An 18,199-nucleotide genomic window follows, 5' to 3' on the forward strand; every position below is an offset into this window, starting at 1 on the left:
TATATAATGTGTAACATTATATATTTATATCTGATAAATTTGAGGCTTGTATCCCTTTTTTGATTCTAAATATGTTTTTTGCAAGCAGAAAGTACAGAGAATTGCAGCGGAAAATGCAGAGGCTTGCAGTTCTCTTTTTTACATATCAATTTCTGAAGTCGCAAAAGAAAGGGCATTTCTTAAGCGATAACTTTCTCCTGTAAATGCAATGATGTGAGCATGGTGAACCAAACGATCCACCAATGCAGAAGTTAAGCGATTATCCCAAAATAGGGGTCACATCACATGCCCATCAAGATAAAATTTTGAATTACCCCCAAAACGAAAATTTTATCTTCCCACAATTATTTATAACAATTCAATTCATTTTTTCATTTTGGAGAATACTCAATTTCTTAACTTGATGGCGATGTGACGCTACCCCTATCAGGATTTTTATATTAAAGGGTTGACCCATCAACCCGATTTGTTATATATTATAATCGTTAGAAAATTCGATAAATTAAGAATGAAAGAGAGGAGAGGATGGATCTTATATTAGAAATAAAACAGAAAATACATCCCAGTAGGCAGCAAGGGCATTACAAATAAAGAGGCAACGAAGGGCTAAATTGATAATGACAACACATTCCTCTAACATTAATCGACGATCATTTCTTACTCGCAAATTTCCTATCAATATAGATTTTACGTGATCTGCTAGTATACCAAATTTCATTTTTCATCATATATAACCTCAAACTAAGACTTTATAAAGGTCTCACTTAATTATGATTATATATTTAGAAGTATAAATATATAAAAAACATGGAAGGGGTGGTGTTATAAATGATTTTTTGTAAGTCAAAAAAAGATCGTTATCCATGAACAGGACAAATTGCAAGCTTTTAAGTTTTTAAGGGGACTGTCTTTCTTTTCTTGCGATTGGATCCACTAGGAGTTGATACGCCAATTATCCATAAGAAGAGTTAAAGACTATTGGAATTCATTTTTGGTAAACCATTATTATATTCGGAGGTAGAATATGCCAAGATGTCGAGCTAGGTCTAAAAAACTGGTAAGCTTGTGCTTATCAGTGGGTATGTTGTTTTCTATGCTTCCAACAGCATCTGCTGCTGCTGCAATTAAAAAGGAGTACTCTATGAATAATGTATCTGATAATCAAACCTATAAAACTATAGGTAAAATTACTAAGATTACGAAAGAAGGAAATAACGTATACTTTGACTTAGAAAAAGGAGAAAAAATAAAAATTAACTTTCTAAAAAATAATGTTTTTCGATTGAATTTGGACCCAAAGGGTGTTTTTGAAGAATATCCAACTCCAAATCAACCTGAGCATGAGACGAAAATTATCGACAAAAATGTTAGCGATTACAAAAAGGAATATGGAGAAATTGACATTAAGGTCGATGAAAGAGATAACAATGTCTATAAAATATCTACTAATGCTTTAGAGTTAAGAGTAGATAAAGCTACTTCAAAGATGAGCCTGTACGATAAAAAAAGAGCAAAGGTTCTTTGGAGTGAAAGTGAACCGCTAAAACATTCGAGCGGAAGTACTGTTCAAACCCTCGATACAAAAGAAAGTGAATATTTTTATGGTGGAGGTCAACAGAATGGGTTTTATGCCCATAAGAATAATTCCATAAAAATTGCAATCGGGGGAGGTTGGGATGCAGGAGCTGCATCAAGTCCAGTCCCTTTCTATATAAGCACAGAAGGCTACGGAGTCATGCGAAATACTTTTAAGCCAGGTGTTTATGATTTTACAAAAACGGCTACCTTTACTCACAATGAAGACAGATTTGATGCTTATTATTTTGTAGATGATTCAATTCCAAAAGTCATTAACGATTATACAGAATTAACTGGGAAACCGGCCCTTATGCCAAAATACAGTTTCTATTTAGGGCATGCAGACTGTTTTAATGGAACTCATAATGGTCATAAGGACCAACGAACACTTCTGACTACTGGGTTAAATACTGTAAATCAATATGTAGATAATGATATGCCTCTAGGATGGTTTTTACCAAATGATGGATATGGATGCGGATATGGCGGACTGGATAATTTGAAGCAGTTTGTTGATAAAACAAATGATCAAAAAGTAGAGGTAGGCTTATGGACACAAAGCAATCTCTATCCAGATCCTAATCTACCCGCTGATAGTCCTTTACGAAGAGACCTTGACGGGGAAGTTAAAGCAGGTGTAAGAGCAATAAAGACGGATGTAGCTTGGGTTGGACAAGGATATTCCATGGCCTTAAATGCCACACGCCAAGCAGCAGAAGGAATTCAAAAAGAAGATAATTCAGGCGGTGCACGACCATTTGTTCTTTCGCTAGATGGGTGGGCTGGTACTCAACGTTATGCTTCATTATGGTCAGGCGACCAATATGGTGGTAATTGGGAGTATATAAGAATGCATATCCCTACTTACATTGGCTCAGGCTTATCAGGAAATCCAAACGTCGGCTCAGATATGGATGGTATATTTGGCGGAGATGCAAAAGTACAGACACGTGATTTCCAATGGAAAGCGTTCACTCCTATCCAAATCGACATGGATGGCTGGGCATCCGGAGGTAAAGATTATAGTAAGTCTAAAAATCCTTGGAATTATGGTGAACCTTATGCTTCGATTAATAGGATGTATTTAAATCTAAAATCACAGATGTTGCCTTATATCTACACGATTGCTGAGGAATCCACATCAAAATCTATGCCAATGATTCGAGGGATGATGTTAGAATATCCGAATGATCCATATACGTACGGGACGCAAACACAATATCAATATATGTGGGGGCCAAATCTATTAGTGGCACCAATATATGATGGAAACTCTAATGCAGCTGAAGTAAGGAATGATATTTATCTTCCAGATAAAGATCAAATTTGGATCGATTATTTTACAGGTGAGCAATATAAGGGAGGTTCGGTTCTTCATAACTTTAGCGCCCCACTATGGAAGACTCCCGTATTTGTTAAGGCTGGTGCAATTATTCCAATGGCACCAAAAAATAATTCTATTAATGAATTAAATGGTTCTGAAAATAGAATATTTGATGTTTATCCATCAGGAAAATCAGAGTTTACTCTATATGAAGATGATGGTAAAACTGTTGAGTATAAGGAAAAGAAAAATACAACAACGAAGGTCACTTCAAAGGTAAGTAAGGAAAAAGCTGTTATAACCGTTGATGCTGCAAAAGGAAAAGGCTATAAAGGGATGGTTAAAGACAGGGGCACAGAAGTAATTGTCAATACACGTGTAAACCCAAGGGATATAACGGTTGAGATTGGAAATAAAGATGTTAAATTAAGGAAAGTTACGAATGAAGAGGAATATAAAAACTCAGAAAATGTGTACTTCTATAATGAACATCCAAACCTGAACAAATATTCTACAAAAGGCTCACCTTTTGAAAAGACTGACATTATTACATCACCAAAGCTTTATATTAAGGTAGGGAAAACAGATATCACGAAAAATAAAATAACTTTTACAGTAGATGGCTTCGATAATACTCAAAAGAAGGATGTAGTAGATAAAGAAGTACCAACAATTCCATCGGGGCTTAATGCTGATGAGGCCAACATTACCGATCGAGATATTAAATTAAATTGGAATAAGGTTGATGGTTCGAATATAACCTATGATTTAATGATTGATGGTATTGTTCATACAAATGTGTTTAAGTCAAGTGATAGTGAGCAAGCACCATTCTATCTTCATACAGGTTTAACATCTGATACAGAACATTCTTATCGAATAAGAGCAACGAATACCAAAGGGTCATCTGGCTGGAGTGATGAGATCAAAATAAGAACGAAGCTTGATCGATATAGAAATGTCCCTAAGGGTATGACTGCAAAAGCAGATAGTGAACAGCCGGGACAAGAAGCATCTTTAGCAGTCGATGGAAAAGATGATACATTGTGGCATACTGCATGGGGGGATGCGGGCAATAAACTGCCACATACATTTGAGATTGATATGAAGTTAGCCTATGAATTAGATAAGCTCGAGTATGTTCCAAGACCAGATGCAGGGAATGGGACAATATTAAAATATAATTTAGATGTAAGCCTAGATGGCAAAACTTATAAAAATATCATCACGGATGGAACATTTGAGAGAAATAATGAAACAAAAGTCATAGATTTTAAGCAAAATGTTACTGCAAGGTATATTAAGTTAACCATTACAAATTCTGTAGGCGGATATGGGAGTGCACAGGAGTTTAGGCCATACAAAAAGGATAAAACAGAAGGAACGGTTGTAGGTGAGAATATACCGAACGGAGTCATTGATGAAGATGACCTGCTCTTCTTTGCAAGTTATATGGGTGTTGATCAAACGGATACAGCTTGGGGACAGGTATCAAGGGTTGATATTAATTTTAATGGTGTGATTGATGCCTACGATTTAATGTATGTAGCATCACAATTAGGTGAAAAACCTCTTCCTGCAACAGGCAGACCGGTTGCAGGACTATTGGACATTAGGCCAAGTAAGCAGCAGTTAAAAGCAGGAGAGGAATTTTCAGTAGACATAATAGGAGCAGGATTAAAGGATATCAATGCGTTTAATCTGGAACTAAAGCTGGACCCGAACAAATATGAATTAGTAAAAGAGTGTAAACCTGACGGGACTTGTGGTAGAAATATTGTTTCGCCTGCCAATGAAACAGCTAATATGTTAAATTACTCCGCGCTTGCGGGTATTGGAAATTCTGAACAACGAATTATGGCTGCATTTTCTAACAGGGGAACACAAAATACATTAGAAGGTACGCAGACATTAGCCACGATTAAGTTAAAGGCTAAAAAAGATCTTCAATTCGATATCCCGATCACTAGATCATTACTGATAAACACAGCCTTTGACACCATTGATAAAATAGGAGAGGTTTTAAATCCAGGCCAGGAACCGGGAGAGGTGGAAAAGCCACAAGAGCCTAAGGAACTACAGTTATCGAATAAGGATATGACGGTTACGGGTGAAGGGGAAAAGATGCAGGGCGGCGCAGCAGCTTTTGCCAAGCTGATTGACGGTGAGATAAGTGAAAATTCATTGGCGGAATTGAAATGGAACCTCACTGAAAAAGATGGAATTTCATTACCGTTACCCGTTGATATCAACTTTAACAAACCGCAAGAAATGACGAAATTCATCGTGTATAATCGCCCGCAATATACGAATGGAAAAATTAAAAAACTAAGTGCCAAGGCGTATACCGAAGCTGGAAAGGAATATGACTTAGGCGCCAAAACTGTTCTATTTGACGATAAGTCGGTCACTTTTGACCTTGCTGAAGCTGGGATACCGACTGGAACCCAATTTACAAAACTAGCGCTTAACTTTGAGGAATCGCACAGTGGACCGCTTATGCTGTCTGTTGCAGAGGTAGAAGTTTTTGCGAAAAATCATGCCTATGTAGCTAAATAAAAATAAAAGTCTCTTATTACCTTAGTGATGTTAGGGTTAACCCGTTAACCCTAACACACAACCTTTATTATGATTGGAGGGAAAATAATATATATGAAAAAGGTGCTGTCGATGTTCTTGTCTACTGCCATTGTAGTGAGCGTTATACTCCCAATTGGCAGTAACTCAAGTTCAACAAAAGTTTCTGCGGCCGGGGCAGGCTTTGTAAATATAGCAAAGGACAAAGCTTTTCTTTTTTAATGTGCTGTTGACCCATCAACCTGTGTATTGTATATTTCAATTATAAGAATAATTTGTATTTTACAAAAATTAGAGGAGAATAAGTGGGAAAAAGATCAGCAGTGTAATTATTTCACTCCTGTTGGTCGCTGTTTTATTACTTACAGCTTGCAGCAGCAGTTCTTCTTCAGGAAAAACCACAATCAAGTACTGGTCTATGTGGAACAAAGGGGAACCGCAACAGGTTGTCGAACTCGTTTATCTGAAAATTAAATTTTTTTAACTTGTTGGGTTGACCCTACGTTTTGATATGGTATAATGTAATTACTTACAATATTTAGATTATTCTCATAGTCTAATTTCTATGAGTTTTTCTTCTGTTTAACTTATACCATCAACCCGATGTTATAAAGGGCATGGAGTGGATTTTTTGAAGAAAGCTCGTCTTCCCAATTGCATCAACTTTTTCAACAGATGAGCAGTTACACTTGAATAATAATGGTGTTGTTGGTGCAGGATTGCGAGTATTCGAAAGAATTTAAAGAGGAGTGGTCGGATATGTTTACGTTCAGTGAAGAAAAATTAGTACCATTAGGTGCACAAATCACAACCGCAGAAATAAAACAGCAGCCTGATCTATGGGCTGAAACCTTTGCATTGTATACGGATAGAAGCAGTGAGATTGAAAAGTTTTTACTAAAAATATCAATGAAACATGATCGAGTTCGCGTTATTTTTACCGGTGCCGGAACATCTGCCTATGTCGGTGATACCGTGACTCCATACCTAAAAGAACAAGTGGATGAAAAACAGTGGGAATTGCTGAGTATTCCGACAACAACCTTGGTATCCAATCCTTATCAATTCCTAAAAGCGGATTTTCCAACCTTACTCGTTTCGTTTGCAAGAAGCGGTAACAGCCCAGAAAGTGTTGCTGCCGTCGAATTAACGGAGCAAATTGTGACCGATTTGTATCATCTAACAATTACTTGTAATAAGGATGGTCAATTGGCCAAGCAGGCGGCAGGGGATGAAAATAATTTATTGCTTTTGATGCCTGAAAAATCGAATGATCAAGGATTTGCGATGACAGGAAGTTATACGTGCATGGCACTATCGACTTTGCTCGTTTTTGATCCTATGCCCCTAGAAGAAAAAACGGCCATTGTAAAAACGATTCGGCAAATGGGTGAAAGTGTCATTCAAAGAGAAGACGTCATTCAAGCGATCATCGATCGTGATTTTGACCGCATCATTTACTTAGGCTCTGGCAGTTTAGAAAGTTTAACGAGAGAAGCACAATTAAAAATATTAGAACTGACAGCTGGAAAAATAGTCACTGCCTTTGATTCATCGTTAGGCTTCCGGCATGGTCCTAAATCATTTGTGAATGAAAAGTCCGTGGTTTTTGTGTTTGTTTCCAACCAGCCTTATACACGTCAATACGATTTAGATATGTTAAAAGAAATGCAGCAGGACAACATTGCCAGCTATATATGTGCCATCGAGGTTGATGGCGAAACCAATTATGATGGGAACATATTTAGTTTCGGCAGGGAGGCCCAATCTATACCAGATGCTTATCTAGCCTTACCTTATCTCATGGTTGGTCAGACGGTTTCATTGCTGGCTTCGATAAAGGTTGGCAATACACCGGATACCCCGTCGCCGACAGGAATAGTGAACCGTGTCGTTAAAGGGGTAACCATCTATGAATACCAGTAATTCGGGGAGAGAGAGCAGCAAGTCGATGTTTATCTTTGCCGATCAGTTTTTTCTTGAGGGGAAGGTCGTAGGTCCTGGTTTTTTGGAAATAAAAGATGGGAAATTTGGTATTTTTTCTAAAAAACGGCCTGATAAAATGGTAGAAATCATTGATTACACAGGGTATTGGATTGCTCCTGGTTTAGTAGATACACATATTCATGGATTTCGAAATCACGACATTATGGACAATGATTTTCAAGGATTGAATGAGATATCTGAAGGACTTCTTTCCTGCGGAGTTACCTCGTTTTTGCCGACAACCTTAACAGCTTCAACAGAAGCGTTGAATCACGTCGTTGAAATGATCGGTGCCACTTATACGAAAGTCAGGGGAGCCAAAATTAAAGGCATCTTTTTAGAAGGGCCGTTTTTTACCGAAAAGCATAAAGGGGCACAAAATACGAAATATTTTTGTGACCCATCCGTTGAAAAGTTAAAAGTTTGGCAGAGATTATCCAATGATTCTATTAAAAAAATTGCGATTGCACCTGAAAGAAAAGGTGCAGCGGAATTTATTGAATATGCTGTCGGTGAAGAGATAGCTGTGGCGTTAGCTCACAGTGATGCAACTTATGAAGAAGCAAAGCAAGCGGTTGAGAGAGGGGCTTCGATTTTTGTTCATACGTTCAATGGAATGAGCCCGCTGCACCATCGTGAGCCAGGGATGGCCGGCGCTGCTATGAATCTAAAAGATGTTTTTGCGGAAATCATTTGTGACGGACAACATGTTCATCCTGCTGCCGCCAATATTTTAATGAATGCACGCGGCAGAGATCAAACCGTTTTGATCACCGATTGTATGATGGCTGGGGGAATGCCGGAAGGAACCTATCAGCTCGGCGAATATGCTGTAGAGGTGAAAGCTGGTGCGGCCCATATCGAGGGCGGTAGTTTAGCAGGCAGTATTTTACAGCTGAAAGATGCAGTCAAAAATGTCGTTGATTGGGGGATTGCCACCCCGGAGGAAGCAATCTATATGGCGAGTACCACACCTGCTAAAAGTATTGGGATGGATGAGGAATGCGGGAAAATCGCTAAGGGTTACGCTGCTGACTTTATTGTGTTGAATCCTGAACTGGAATTAATGGCGACGTACCTTGATGGTGCTTGTCGTTACCGTGTTCGCCTAGAAAATTAACCTAGGTACACTCTAACTGGTAATGACGTGTCTACCTGATTATATCGTATTTTCCTTTCCTTGAACTATTTGCTTTATGGTCTGCCTTTTGCATTATTCCATTCGATTTATTTGGGAATAGCTCTAGATAACCCATCACCATCTGGTATGGTAAACCGGGTTGTTAAAGGAGTTAAAATATATTCATCATATTTATAGGGGGTAATATCATGCCGAATATTTTGCTAACAAGAATCGACAACCGATTGGTCCATGGTCAAGTAGGGGTTACATGGGTTAATCATTTAGGAGCTAATTTAATTGTCGTCGCAAATGATGAAGTGTCTGAAGATGAGGTACAACAGGATTTAATGGAAATGGTTGTTCCGGGGTCAATCGGAATTCGCTTTTTCTCAATCCAGACAACCATTGATGTGATTCACAATGCAGCAGATGAACAGCATATCTTTTTAGTTGTAAAAACACCACAAGATGTGTTGCGACTTGTAGAGGGCGGCGTGCCAATTGACAAAGTAAATATTGGAAATATGCATTTTTCTCAAGGGAAAACACAATTATTCTCCACTGTTTCCGTTGATGAAGATGATAAAGAAGCCTTTAGGAAGCTGCGTGACTTGGGAGTGAAACTTGAGGTACGTCGTGTTCCGGATGAAAGACTAGATGATATTTATAAATACTTATAGAAAGAAGTGAGAATGAATGGATAATCACATGCTGCTTCAAGCCTTATTAGTTGCCATATGGGCTGGCATTGCAGGAATAGACCTATTTAACGGGTTGTTCCACATTCACCGGCCAATTGTAACGGGTGTTATTATTGGCTTGATTTTTGGGGATTTAAAAACAGGGGTTATGACAGGTGCTGCCATTGAGTTAGTGTGGGCCGGTATGGTGCCGCTCGCTGGGGCACAGCCGCCAAACGTTGTTATTGGGGGAATAATCGGAACGTCGTTTGCGATTCTGACAGGACAAGAGCCAAAAGTGGCAATCGGTATTGCTGTTCCGTTTGCCGTTGCAGTTCAGGCATGTATCACCCTCATGTTTACTGCTTTTTCTCCGGTTATGCATAAAGCTGACCAATATGCACAAGAAGCTAATACAAAGGGAATTGAACGGATTAATTATTTAGGGATTCTTACATTATTTGTATTCTATTTTGTTATTGCTTTTTTACCAATTTATTTTGGCGCAGACGCTGCTAAAGGGGTCGTAGAGGCTTTACCAAAATGGCTTATTAGTGGCCTTGGTGTTGCCGGGGGAATGATGGCCGCAATTGGTTTTGCGATGCTATTAAAAATTATGTTGAAAAAACAATATGTTGCCTTTTTAATCGTCGGATTTATTTTAGTCACATATATGAACATGCCAGTCATTGCTGTTGCTTTAATTGGGATTGCCATCGCGCTATACGATTACTTCAAAGCAAATTCTGGTGATGGATCAGTAAAGGGGGTTGCAAAACGTGGAATCTAAACAAGTAGTAACGACAGTGGATCATACGAGCAGTCCGGATTATTATCAAGACAGTGCAACAAAACAGGTCTTGACCAAAAAAGATTTAAATAAGATGGTATGGCGATCCCTTTTACTTCAAGCGTCATTTAACTATGAAAGAATGCAGGCAGCAGGATGGTTATATTCGATTTTGCCAGGTTTGAAAAAGATTCACAAAAATAAGCATGATTTAAGTGAATCGATGAAAAGTCATATGGAATTCTTCAACACGCATCCATTCCTTGTAAACATTATTATGGGGATTGTCCTTGCTCTGGAGGAAAAGAAACAAAACCGAAACACGATTAGAGCCATTCGGGTAGCCATGATGGGACCGCTTGGAGGAATTGGTGATGCACTTTTCTGGCTGACCCTCCTTCCCATTTGTGTTGGTATAGGTGCTTCACTTGGGCAAGATGGAAACCCTATGGGGGCAGTGATCTTCCTATTAATCTTTAACGCAGTTCATTTTGCTCTTAGATTTGGATTAATGCATTACGGTTATAGTGCCGGAACAAATGCTATCAGTTCTTTAAAGGAAAATACTAAAAAAGTAGCACATGCAGCATCTATTGTAGGGTTAACAGTTGTTGGCGCATTGATTGCTTCATTCGTAAAGTTAGAATCAAGTCTAGTGATCCATGCTGGTAAGGCAAAAATTGCCCTGCAAAAGGATTTACTTGATAAACTCATGCCAAACTTATTGCCTTTAGCATACACTTTATTGATGTACTATCTATTAAAAAAGGGATTTTCTCCAGTTAAGCTAATTATCATTACCGTTATCATCGGTATTATTGGTAAAATTCCATTTCCTTTTGGAACCATTTTATAATATTTAGCATGTTAGGAGGATTTTTAAAATGAATGGTTTGATTATTAGCGGTCATGGATCGTTTGCGACGGGTCTTCAATCTTCGGTAAAACTAATCGCTGGAGATCAACCCAATGTGGAATACGTGGATTTTCTTGAATGCGATTCAACATGCGACCTTGAGAAAAAGCTGCTTGAGGCTTTTTCAAGATTACAAGAATGTGAATCTATCTTAGTCTTATGTGATTTAGTTGGCGGTTCTCCGTTTAAAACGGCCGTTTCGCTTACGAATGGGAGAGAAGATTCTGCTGTGGTTGGCGGAACAAATCTTGCGATGGTAATCGAAACTGCTTTACTAAAGGACGGACTTCAAATCGATGGATTAAGAGATTTAGCAATCAATACTGGTAAAGAAGCGATTAAAGGTTTTCAAAAGTCGGAGCGTCCAAGACTCAAAGAGTCTAGCATGTAATGAAAGCGATAACAATTTATAAGTCTAATAATTGTGACTCCCGGGCCCCGATAAGGAATATGATGGAACGGAACTACAATTGAATATTGTAAGGGTGGCTAGGTTGTCGATCTTTTTTCCTTGAAAATTAAAACATTTAATGCGGACGGATTCGGCTGCATTAAATGTTTTAATATTGGTGGGTTAAGCCTACGAGTTACCGTAATATAATAGAATTACTTAAAACAATCTAATTATTATTCTCATAATCTAGTTTTTACGAGTTTTTCTTTCACTTTAACTTGTACCAACAACCCGATGTTACAATTGGTTTTTTGGAAGAAAAGCTAGTCTTCCTGATTACATCAATTTTTTAAAACAGATGAGCAGGTACACTAGAATAAATAGAGGTGTAGAAACATGAAAATGGCAATAGGCATTGATATTGGCGGGACAAAGATTGCAGAAGGCATCATTTCGGAAACAGGGGAATTGCTCAAGCGTGCGGAGGTAAAAAGCGATCCTTTTGACAGAGAAAAGATGTTTGTTAAAGTGGCAGTGGCGCTAGAACAAGTTCTTGAAGATTCTACTTATTCGCTAGCGGACATGGAAGACATTGGTGTCGGTGTAGCGGGCAAGGTGGATCGTGAGAAAGGAATTGCGACCCCTGAGGAAGCCTTCTATATGGCAAGTACAGCACCCGTGGATGGGGAAAGCGGTATAATTGTGAGCGGTTATGATGCCGATTTTATCGTCTTAACACCGAAGCTCGAATTAACTGCCACGTATCTTGATGGAGTTTGCCGGTTTCAGGCTGAAAACTTGATAGGGAAAGAGGGAGTGCAATGATTTTAGCTATCACCATGAATCCATCCGTTGATATTTCCTATCCAATTCGAGATTTTAAGCTAGATGATGTAAATCGTGTGGGAAATGTTCGTAAAACCGCCGGCGGAAAAGGCTTAAATGTCGCCCGGGTTGTCAAGCAGATGGGCGAAGACGTTTTGGCCACAGGTGTAATTGGCGGGACTATTGGCGATTACATTATTCAAGAATTAACGAAAAGTGATATCAGGAATCACTTTTATAAAATCAATCAAGAATCAAGAAACTGTATCGCAATCCTCCATGATGGCAAGCAGACAGAAATCCTCGAATCCGGGCCAATTTTATCCGCGGAAGAAGGAGCAGCCTTTTTAGAAAAATATCGGGAACTGCTGTCTGAAGTTTCTCTTGTTACTATTTCAGGTAGTTTGCCAAAAGGGCTTGAGTCTGGATTTTACCGTCAGATGGTCGAAATTGGCCGGGAGAAGGGAATTCCCGTGATTGTTGATACATCAGGGGAGCCGCTCCGACAGGTTTTGAACCATAATGTAAAACCCTTTGCGATCAAGCCGAATATCTCAGAACTGTCCCAGCTTCTTGGCATGGAAGTGGAGGAGAGTATAAGCAGCTTGAAGCAACTGTTAACTAATAAGTTATTTCATGGGATTGAATGGATTGTCGTTTCGATGGGAGCGGCAGGTGCTTTTTTTAAGTATGGTGGAGATTATTACCAGGTTACCATTCCTGCTATCGAGGTCGTGAACCCTGTTGGCTCGGGTGATGCGACCGTTGCGGGATTAGCGGTTGCCCTGAAACGAAAGCAATCCGTTTCGGACATCCTGAAAACTGCGATGACGACGGGAATGCTCAATACGATGGAAGAGGGAACAGGTTATATTGATCCGGAGAAGTTCGATCAATTTTTTGAAATGGTAGAGGTCATTAAAATAGATTAATAGAGGTGATTGTTGATGTTAGAATTAACGAATAATAAATTAGCGGCTCTCAAGCGTTTGTCGGATGAAAATGGAATTATCGGGGCTTTGGCGATCGATCAACGCGGTTCATTAAAGAAAATGATTGAAGCTGGAGGTGAGAATAATGTCGGGGATGGGGGCATCATTCGCTTCAAAGAATTGGTTTCTGAAGAGTTAACACCATATGCAACGTCGATTCTATTGGATCCGGAATATGGTCTGCCGGCTTCGAAAGTCCGTCATTCGGACGCTGGGTTATTGGTGGCGTATGAAAAAACAGGCTATGATGCAACAGCCGAGGGCCGATTGCCTGATTTATTGCCAGAGTGGTCCGTTAGACGCCTGAAGGAAGCTGGAGCAGATGCGGTTAAATTTTTATTATACTATGATGTAGATGAAGATGAAAAAATTAATGACTATAAGCACGTTTATATGGAACGAGTTGGATCTGAGTGTGCGGAGGAAGACATTCCATTCTTCCTTGAAATAGTGTCTTACGATGCCAAAAATGATGATGTGAAAAGCATGGAGTATGCTAAAGTGAAGCCTCATAAGGTTATCGAGGCCATGAGGGAATTCTCTAAGCCGCAATACAAGGTGGACGTTTTAAAGGTAGAAGTTCCAGTAGATATGAAGTTTGTAGAGGGTTACGCAGAAGGCGAGATAGCCTACAGCAAGGAAAAAGCGGCTGCTTATTTCAAAGAGCAAAGTGAGGCAACAGATCTGCCGTTTATCTTCTTAAGCGCCGGCGTAAGTGCAGAATTGTTCCAAGAAACCTTGATGTTTGCGAAAAAATCCGGCTCAACTTTTAACGGTGTCCTCTGCGGCCGGGCAACATGGAAAAATGGCGTCGCTCAATTTGCCGAAAATGGTGAACAAGCCGGACGTGCTTGGTTACAAGAAACCGGCCAAAAAAATATCCAAGAACTAAATATTGTCCTGAAAGAGACAGCAAGCCCGTGGTTTGTAAAAATCTCAGGGTAAGGAAGTGAGGTAAGAAAGTGTGGGGAAGGTTCTCGCGCTTCCTTATTTTTTGATTTATTTTTAAAAGTCGTTTTGACTGGAAACGGAAAACGGTCCGATTAAGGAGTCTGTTAATATTTTACAATAATAGAGGATATTAATAGCGATTTTGATAAACCATCATTATTATAGTATGGTAGAAACTATTCCGTTATAGAACCTGGTTGCTAGGTTGACGCTACAAGTGTTGATGGTATAATTTAGGTTATTAAAAGAACATTAGTATGGTTTGGAGGCAGGTTTAGTAAAATGAAACCATTGCAGCATGAAAGTATAATCCCGCTTTATCATCAATTAATGAAAAGATTAAAGGATTCAATTGAAAAAGGTCATTGGGCACTTGGTGATAAAATCCCATCAGAAAATCAGTTAATGGATCAATTTGGTGTGAGTCGCAACACGGCAAAAAAAGCGATTGAGGAGCTTGTACAGGAAGGAATTCTATACCGAATCCAAGGAAAAGGTACCTTCGTGGCAAAGCCAAAATTGCAGCAGTCATTGATGGGATTTTACAGCTTTAGTAAAGTATTGAAAGAAAAAGGCTTGAACCCTAAGGATATCATTCTAAAAATAGAAGAAGTCAAACCGACTGCCAAAATCAAAGAAGCGCTGCAGCTGAGTGAAGACGTGAATGTCATTGAAATGAAACGCCTTCGCTGTGCTGAAGATGAGCCGTTTATTTTAGAATCATCTTTTATTCCGAAACATGTTGTTACAGATATAGGGCAGTTAAAAAAGGTAGGCGAAATTTCTTTATATGATTTATTTTCACAACAGTTTAATACCGTGGTAACAAGAGCAAACGAGGCATTTGAACCCGTTCTCATCCGTGCCGACGAAAGTGAATATCTGCAAACGGAGGAAGGTCGTCCCGCACTTTTGCTTGAACGAACTGCCTACGATGTCAATGGTGTGCCTGTTGAATTTTGTATATCCATAGTGCGGGGCGATCGCTGCCGCTTTTACACTGAATTAACCTAATCGTTGAATCACTCATAACATTTGTTTATGAGTGATTCAATTGATCTATTTTTACAATACCCCATTATACATTCCGAAATTTCCCTCTGGTTACAGTTCAGGTGGCGTACCACAATATAATCCGGTGGAAAATGATGGAAATGGACATGATAGCGGACATAACTTACTCGGAGCAGGTTCACTGGCAGCAGCTATGGCACTTCGTTATTACATGGAAGAAAACAATATAGAAGGAACCGTTCGTTATTACCGTTGCCCTGGAGAATTGGCGGCGGTAAGACGTTTATGGTAAGGGAAGGATTGTTTGATGATGTAGACATAGCATTAGCATGGCATCCCGGAACAAGGAATTGCGTATAATCCATGGCTTCACTTGCATGTTACGAAGGTATCATCAGATGATCCAAATAGTTACCATTTTTATATGTTTCATCATCTGTTTAACCAAATTGGTATTTTAAAAGAGCATATCCATATTCCAAACGGTGTGACTGGGAATCATGAAGCAGAAGCAATCTATCGTATGTTCTCAGGGGAAGTAAGTACAGAGTTTCCTGCTTCTGTATTAAGAAAGCATCATAGTGGCGGATAAAGAGGAAAATTCGGTATTAGAACACAAAATAGATACTAGAATGAATATTAAAATTTAGTAAAGAAAGAGAGAAATATAAAATGACAGAAAAAACATTTAAAATTATCGAAAAATTCGGTATTCACGCAAGACCAGCAGCACAGCTGGTCAGTAAAGCAGGTCAATATGGGGCAGAAATAGCTCTTCAGTACAAAGAGAAGTCTATAAATTTAAAATCAATTATGGGTATCATGGCTCTTGGGGTTCCGAGTGGGGCTGAAGTCACAATCGTAGCTGAAGGTAACGATGCAAAAGAAGCATTAGAAGCGCTCGAAGAGTTAATAAAAAGTGAGGGGATTGGCCAATAACGTCAGCACAAAATTATTTAATAGAAACACAGAAGCTATATAGCTTATCAAATTACAATTATATGTGGTTAGAAATAATTTATGTGACTGTATTACAAAAATAAAAGTTTCACATATAAGGTATAAAGATGTAAAGACGAGCATGAAAAAAGTAACATTGGACATTTGCTTGGTGTAAATCCGTTTGAACAGCTGGATGTTGAGACGTACAAGAAAAATATAAAATTAAAATAAGTTTGAGTTAAAAAATAACATGAGAAAGGGGTTAATAAAACAATGTCCATCATAATTAAAGGGATTGCAGCTTCTCCAGGCATTGCTATTGCCAAAGCTTTTCGCTTAGAAAATCCAGAGTTAATTGTAGAAAAAGTAGCAGTAACGAATACAGATCAGGAAGTAGAACGCTTTGAACAAGCAATCGAAACATCAAAATCAGAGCTTGAAGGAATAAAAGAGCATGCTCGTAAAGAACTTGGCGAAGATAAAGCAGAAATCTTTGCTGCACACCTTCTCGTGTTGAGCGACCCGGAACTAATCAATCCAATTAAGGACAAAATCAAACACGAGCAAGTCAATGCGGAGTTTGCTTTAAACGAAGTGGCCACTATGTTTGTGAACTTGTTTGAGACAATGGACAACGAATATATGAAAGAGCGTGCTACTGATATTCGTGATGTGACAAAACGCGTGTTATCGCATCTTTTAGGTGTGACCATTGCCAATCCAAGCATGATTTCAGAAGAAGTAGTGATTGTCGCAGAAGACTTAACACCATCTGATACCGCCCAATTAAACCGCAAATATGTAAAAGGTTTTACAACGGATATAGGCGGACGTACATCGCATTCAGCGATTATGGCGTGTTCTATGGAAATTCCAGCGGTCGTTGGTACGAAGATAGTAACAAATGCTATCGAAAACGGAGTATTAGTCATCGTCGACGGTTTAGATGGCAAAGTAATCGTCAATCCAACAGAAGATGTTGTGGAGATATACGAAGATAAAAAAGCTGTTTACGAAGCTCAAAAGGCAGAGTGGGCCAAGCTTGTGAATGAGCCTACATTATCATCTGATGGACATCACGTGGAAATTTTTGCCAACATTGGTACTCCTGAGGATGTAAAAGGTGTCCTTGAAAATGGTGGTGAAGGAGTAGGTTTATACCGTACTGAATTTTTATACATGGGGCGCGATACACTTCCAACAGAAGAAGAACAATTTGAGGCTTACAAAACGGTATTAAAGCGAATGGAAGGTAAGCCGGTTGTTGTTCGTACACTGGATATCGGGGGCGACAAAGAGCTTCTATATTTAAATCTTCCAAAAGAAATGAATCCATTCTTAGGGTTCCGTGCGATTCGTTTATGTTTAGAAATGCAGGACATGTTCCGCGCACAACTTCGTGCGCTGTTGCGTGCAAGTGTGCACGGTAATTTGAAAATTATGTTCCCGATGATTGCTACACTTAATGAATTTCGTCAAGCAAAAGCGATTTTAATAGAGGAAAAAGAAAAACTTCAAGCTGAAGGTACAACCGTTGCCGAAAGTATTGAGGTAGGGATGATGGTGGAAATTCCATCTTCCGCTGTGATGGCTCACCTGTTTGCAAAAGAAGTTGATTTCTTTTCAATCGGAACAAATGATTTAATTCAATATACGCTGGCAGCAGACCGCATGAATGAGCGTGTTTCTTATCTGTACCAGCCATATAACCCGGCGATCCTTCGCCTAATCAAAAATGTCATTGATGCAGCACATAAAGAAGGAAAATGGGCAGGTATATGTGGTGAAATGGCTGGGGATGAAATCGCGATCCCTATTCTTCTTGGTTTAGGATTAGACGAATTTTCTATGAGTGCCACTTCTATTTTACGAGCAAGAAACCAAATTCTTAAGTTATCAAAAGCGGAAATAAACTTAGTTATTGAACAAATTTTAAATATGACAACATCTGAGGAAGTAGAGAGATTTGTAAAAGATATATTTATAAAACCAAAAAGTTTTTCTGTTTAATTTTATAGTTATCTGTAATATTTTAAAAACATTAATGACCATCATATTTCAGTTAGATCAACTTCATAAATTTAGAAAGGCTCCTTGTTTATCAAGG

General features: G+C 38.9%; 14 protein-coding genes and 2 pseudogenes. 15 read left to right on the plus strand and 1 reads right to left on the minus strand.

Annotated features, from left to right (window positions below; all coding sequences use genetic code 11):
- Nucleotides 1–138: 138 nt before the first annotated feature.
- Nucleotides 139–273: pseudogene (locus AB1284_RS07635) on the minus strand (ATP-binding protein); the annotation flags it as partial.
- Between the two features lie 751 nt (nucleotides 274–1,024).
- Here AB1284_RS07635 and AB1284_RS07640 point away from each other — a divergent pair.
- The 15 genes and pseudogenes from AB1284_RS07640 to ptsP all read left to right on the plus strand — a co-directional run bounded on the left by AB1284_RS07640 (nucleotide 1,025) and on the right by ptsP (nucleotide 18,102).
- Nucleotides 1,025–5,461, plus strand: coding sequence for a discoidin domain-containing protein (locus tag AB1284_RS07640; RefSeq protein ID WP_429750414.1), 4,437 nt, complete (start codon nucleotides 1,025–1,027; stop codon nucleotides 5,459–5,461).
- Between the two features lie 777 nt (nucleotides 5,462–6,238).
- Entirely contained in the window at nucleotides 6,239–7,405 is a 1,167-nt protein-coding gene (locus tag AB1284_RS07645; RefSeq protein ID WP_429750412.1) for an SIS domain-containing protein, read from the plus strand.
- Complete coding sequence (nagA, locus tag AB1284_RS07650; protein WP_429750410.1) at nucleotides 7,392–8,585, plus strand: N-acetylglucosamine-6-phosphate deacetylase; 1,194 nt, start codon at nucleotides 7,392–7,394, stop codon at nucleotides 8,583–8,585. The genes AB1284_RS07645 and nagA overlap by 14 nt, the downstream gene beginning before the upstream one ends.
- Before the next feature lie 209 nt (nucleotides 8,586–8,794).
- Nucleotides 8,795–9,268 carry a PTS N-acetylgalactosamine transporter subunit IIB gene (gene agaV / locus AB1284_RS07655; protein ID WP_429750408.1) on the plus strand — a complete coding sequence of 158 codons (474 nt, stop codon included), beginning with the start codon at nucleotides 8,795–8,797 and terminating at the stop codon, nucleotides 9,266–9,268.
- A 16-nt stretch (nucleotides 9,269–9,284) separates the two neighbouring features.
- The gene (agaW, locus tag AB1284_RS07660; protein WP_429750403.1) at nucleotides 9,285–10,058 is read left to right on the plus strand and encodes a PTS N-acetylgalactosamine transporter subunit IIC; all 774 of its coding nucleotides are present in this window, start codon (nucleotides 9,285–9,287) and stop codon (nucleotides 10,056–10,058) included.
- Nucleotides 10,048–10,914: a PTS system mannose/fructose/sorbose family transporter subunit IID gene (locus AB1284_RS07665; protein ID WP_429750401.1), complete on the plus strand. Its 867-nt coding sequence runs from the start codon at nucleotides 10,048–10,050 to the stop codon at nucleotides 10,912–10,914. The genes agaW and AB1284_RS07665 overlap by 11 nt, the downstream gene beginning before the upstream one ends.
- Before the next feature lie 28 nt (nucleotides 10,915–10,942).
- Nucleotides 10,943–11,365, plus strand: coding sequence for a PTS galactosamine/N-acetylgalactosamine transporter subunit IIA (gene agaF, locus AB1284_RS07670; protein ID WP_429750399.1), 423 nt, complete (start codon nucleotides 10,943–10,945; stop codon nucleotides 11,363–11,365).
- Between the two features lie 405 nt (nucleotides 11,366–11,770).
- The gene (locus AB1284_RS07675) at nucleotides 11,771–12,193 is read left to right on the plus strand and encodes an ROK family protein (protein WP_429761870.1); all 423 of its coding nucleotides are present in this window, start codon (nucleotides 11,771–11,773) and stop codon (nucleotides 12,191–12,193) included.
- On the plus strand, nucleotides 12,190–13,125 hold the full coding sequence (gene lacC / locus AB1284_RS07680) for a tagatose-6-phosphate kinase (protein WP_429750396.1): 936 nt from the start codon (nucleotides 12,190–12,192) through the stop codon (nucleotides 13,123–13,125). The genes AB1284_RS07675 and lacC overlap by 4 nt, the downstream gene beginning before the upstream one ends.
- A 15-nt stretch (nucleotides 13,126–13,140) precedes the next feature.
- A complete protein-coding gene (gene lacD, locus AB1284_RS07685; protein WP_429750394.1) occupies nucleotides 13,141–14,130 on the plus strand; it encodes a tagatose-bisphosphate aldolase in 990 nt (329 codons plus the stop codon).
- Between the two features lie 288 nt (nucleotides 14,131–14,418).
- Complete coding sequence (locus AB1284_RS07690) at nucleotides 14,419–15,150, plus strand: GntR family transcriptional regulator (RefSeq protein WP_429750392.1); 732 nt, start codon at nucleotides 14,419–14,421, stop codon at nucleotides 15,148–15,150.
- 133 nt (nucleotides 15,151–15,283) lie between these two features.
- Nucleotides 15,284–15,507 (plus strand): annotated as a pseudogene (locus tag AB1284_RS07695) (amidohydrolase); the annotation flags it as partial.
- A gap of 16 nt (nucleotides 15,508–15,523) precedes the next feature.
- Nucleotides 15,524–15,742: a hypothetical protein gene (locus AB1284_RS07700; protein ID WP_429750391.1), complete on the plus strand. Its 219-nt coding sequence runs from the start codon at nucleotides 15,524–15,526 to the stop codon at nucleotides 15,740–15,742.
- Between the two features lie 80 nt (nucleotides 15,743–15,822).
- Nucleotides 15,823–16,089 carry a phosphocarrier protein HPr gene (locus AB1284_RS07705; RefSeq protein WP_429750389.1) on the plus strand — a complete coding sequence of 89 codons (267 nt, stop codon included), beginning with the start codon at nucleotides 15,823–15,825 and terminating at the stop codon, nucleotides 16,087–16,089.
- Between the two features lie 276 nt (nucleotides 16,090–16,365).
- Nucleotides 16,366–18,102, plus strand: coding sequence for a phosphoenolpyruvate--protein phosphotransferase (gene ptsP, locus AB1284_RS07710; RefSeq protein WP_429750387.1), 1,737 nt, complete (start codon nucleotides 16,366–16,368; stop codon nucleotides 18,100–18,102).
- Nucleotides 18,103–18,199: the final 97 nt, after the last annotated feature.

The organism is Bacillus sp. S2(2024), assembly GCF_050474045.1.
Taxonomy (GTDB): domain Bacteria; phylum Bacillota; class Bacilli; order Bacillales; family Bacillaceae_G; genus Bacillus_A; species Bacillus_A yunxiaonensis.

Excerpts from the sequence above, each read along its gene's own strand:
- lacD (WP_429750394.1), top strand. The coding sequence starts at position 13,141 with ATGTTAGAATTAACGAATAATAAATTAGCGGCTCTCAAGCGTTTGTCG.
- lacC (WP_429750396.1), top strand. The coding sequence starts at position 12,190 with ATGATTTTAGCTATCACCATGAATCCATCCGTTGATATTTCCTATCCA.
- AB1284_RS07640 (WP_429750414.1), top strand. The coding sequence starts at position 1,025 with ATGCCAAGATGTCGAGCTAGGTCTAAAAAACTGGTAAGCTTGTGCTTA.
- agaW (WP_429750403.1), top strand. The coding sequence starts at position 9,285 with ATGGATAATCACATGCTGCTTCAAGCCTTATTAGTTGCCATATGGGCT.
- AB1284_RS07645 (WP_429750412.1), top strand. The coding sequence starts at position 6,239 with ATGTTTACGTTCAGTGAAGAAAAATTAGTACCATTAGGTGCACAAATC.
- agaF (WP_429750399.1), top strand. The coding sequence starts at position 10,943 with ATGAATGGTTTGATTATTAGCGGTCATGGATCGTTTGCGACGGGTCTT.
- ptsP (WP_429750387.1), top strand. The coding sequence starts at position 16,366 with ATGTCCATCATAATTAAAGGGATTGCAGCTTCTCCAGGCATTGCTATT.
- agaV (WP_429750408.1), top strand. The coding sequence starts at position 8,795 with ATGCCGAATATTTTGCTAACAAGAATCGACAACCGATTGGTCCATGGT.
- nagA (WP_429750410.1), top strand. The coding sequence starts at position 7,392 with ATGAATACCAGTAATTCGGGGAGAGAGAGCAGCAAGTCGATGTTTATC.
- AB1284_RS07675 (WP_429761870.1), top strand. The coding sequence starts at position 11,771 with ATGGCAATAGGCATTGATATTGGCGGGACAAAGATTGCAGAAGGCATC.
- AB1284_RS07690 (WP_429750392.1), top strand. The coding sequence starts at position 14,419 with ATGAAACCATTGCAGCATGAAAGTATAATCCCGCTTTATCATCAATTA.
- AB1284_RS07705 (WP_429750389.1), top strand. The coding sequence starts at position 15,823 with ATGACAGAAAAAACATTTAAAATTATCGAAAAATTCGGTATTCACGCA.